The organism is Idiomarina sp. UBA4206, from assembly GCF_002383015.1.
Taxonomy (GTDB): domain Bacteria; phylum Pseudomonadota; class Gammaproteobacteria; order Enterobacterales; family Alteromonadaceae; genus Idiomarina; species Idiomarina abyssalis.
On sequence record NZ_DFTS01000017.1, the window covers coordinates 2,351 to 4,115 of the forward strand.

Here is a 1,765-nt window from a genome sequence, read left to right on the forward strand (position 1 = left end):
GCACCGAAAGATGCCGCATTAGCCGCTCAACCATAATGTCGCTATCAACCGTACTGGATGGCCCCGGCATGAAAGGCAAGGCGTCGCCAGCTACCTCATTATGGTGATGCGACTTACGCCTCTCATTTAAAAAGCTACGATACGCAATGCTGTGCAGCCAACTACTGAAACTTGCCTCGGCACGGAAACTTTTCAGGCTCTTGTAGGCGCGCAAAAACACCTCCTGCGCCAAGTCATCCGCTTGTGCGTGGTCTGCCACGGTTAATCGACGCAGAAAGTGCCGGACGCCATTTTGATGCTGGCGAACCAGAGTCGCGAAGGCGTGCTGATCGCCACGGGCAATAACCCGTGCAATCAACGCTTTATCATTCATCGTTAGTTAAGTAAGCCGAAATTAAGAAGGCGACGCCAATAAATACCGGGAAAACCCCGAACATAACGCCGACATCCAAGTCACCGACTGACCACCCGGCCACTAAACAGGCCAGCCCTGCTGACACCAAAACCAGGCCTTTACGACGGTCGCCATGACGACTGCTGGGCGAAGTGCCCAACTGCCCTAAAAGCTCCGAAGTTAGTGTGCCTCCGTTTTCCAGATGCTTTTGCAAAGTTAACTGTAAATGCTTTTTATGATGAGCCGATAAAGCCAAGCCCACAATAATAACGATTGAAATACTCAGCATAGCTGTAATTGGTACCCAAAGATCGGACATAACGCCCCCTATTGTTGTTCAATTGTTTGACTTACACAGTATTAGACACAACAACGAATACTTTTGGATGCAAAAAATTTATGGCAGTGGCTGATAGCCTTTCCAGTCAGGTACTAATTCCTGCTGTTCACCGTCGTATTCAAGCGTTATGAAGTGCTCATCCACCAGATCTACGCACAGGCAGTCGTCCACGGCCAATAAGTCGTCTTTATGAATTTGCTCAGCGCCAGCTAAGCCTGCTTTAGATACTTGCGCACGCGCCAGTTGCTTTGCCGAACTCGATGAGTCAGCAACCACCACGGTAAAGTCGTGATACTCAGCAAGTTTATTGGAGAAATAGCCGCCAAAGTTCACAAAGTATAGCTGCTTACCCGAAGTTTCAGCCGGCTTGGTTTGGGTAAGATGAATGCGGTAGCCATCTACGTGGTGCAGATGAACAAAGCTGTCCAGGTGCAGCCCTTTTTGTGTGCCAAACCAACCTTTTCGAATGGCAGGATAGGTATCTTCCATGCGCTTACCCACCACAAAGCGAACGTCGTGAAGCTCTATATTGGCACCGGGGGCTGTGCCACCCACATAAACCAGAAACAGCTTGTTATCGGTTTCGCTCATTGTTTTACCCTACTCGTTACCAACAAATTGAAACCGCGGTACCTGGGTACCGTTCACGTTTACGGTTTCCACGAACATATCAAAGGGGCGTACCCAAAGCTTTTGTTCACCGTAAAGGGGCTGATAAAGCACCATACACTCTTCGGTTTCGCTATGGCGGACGGTATCAATAACGCGGTAGCGACCGCCTTTGTAATGCTCGTAAATGCCTGGTTTTATGGTCATATCATTGAGTTCCATGAGTAAAAAACTGCAGCTATTATCGGCGATCAAAATATGATTGCTCAATAAGCGTTTTGTAAACACCCTCTATATTCTGCGGTAGCCACTGGTCATACATTTTTAAATCGGAAAACTCATCAAGCTTTATGTCCTGTTGCAGCGTTTCCAGACTTTTACCTGCCAGCATGCCGTCACGCACTTCGGCATATAAGGCTTCA

Annotated in this window: 4 protein-coding genes and 1 pseudogene; all 5 read right to left on the reverse strand. The window is 48.3% G+C overall.

The window, feature by feature from the left end; translation table 11 throughout:
• Window positions 1-373: RNA polymerase sigma factor (locus B3180_RS03660; protein WP_286843124.1), on the reverse strand; the 373-nt coding region annotated here is incomplete at its 3' end.
• Complete coding sequence (locus tag B3180_RS03665) at window positions 366-713, reverse strand: DUF6249 domain-containing protein (RefSeq protein ID WP_054487214.1); 348 nt, start codon at window positions 711-713, stop codon at window positions 366-368. The genes B3180_RS03660 and B3180_RS03665, both read right to left, overlap by 8 nt.
• A 78-nt stretch (window positions 714-791) precedes the next feature.
• Window positions 792-1,325 (reverse strand): DUF1543 domain-containing protein, encoded by a 534-nt coding sequence (locus tag B3180_RS03670; protein ID WP_278358373.1) that lies wholly within the window; start codon window positions 1,323-1,325, stop codon window positions 792-794.
• Between the two features lie 9 nt (window positions 1,326-1,334).
• Window positions 1,335-1,550: a DUF1653 domain-containing protein gene (locus B3180_RS03675; RefSeq protein ID WP_278358372.1), complete on the reverse strand. Its 216-nt coding sequence runs from the start codon at window positions 1,548-1,550 to the stop codon at window positions 1,335-1,337.
• Between the two features lie 34 nt (window positions 1,551-1,584).
• A pseudogene (locus B3180_RS03680) lies at window positions 1,585-1,765 on the reverse strand (MBL fold metallo-hydrolase); the annotation flags it as partial.

Coding starts and splice junctions, on each gene's coding strand:
- B3180_RS03670 (WP_278358373.1), bottom strand. CDS start 1,325: ATGAGCGAAACCGATAACAAGCTGTTTCTGGTTTATGTGGGTGGCACA.
- B3180_RS03665 (WP_054487214.1), bottom strand. CDS start 713: ATGTCCGATCTTTGGGTACCAATTACAGCTATGCTGAGTATTTCAATC.
- B3180_RS03675 (WP_278358372.1), bottom strand. CDS start 1,550: ATGACCATAAAACCAGGCATTTACGAGCATTACAAAGGCGGTCGCTAC.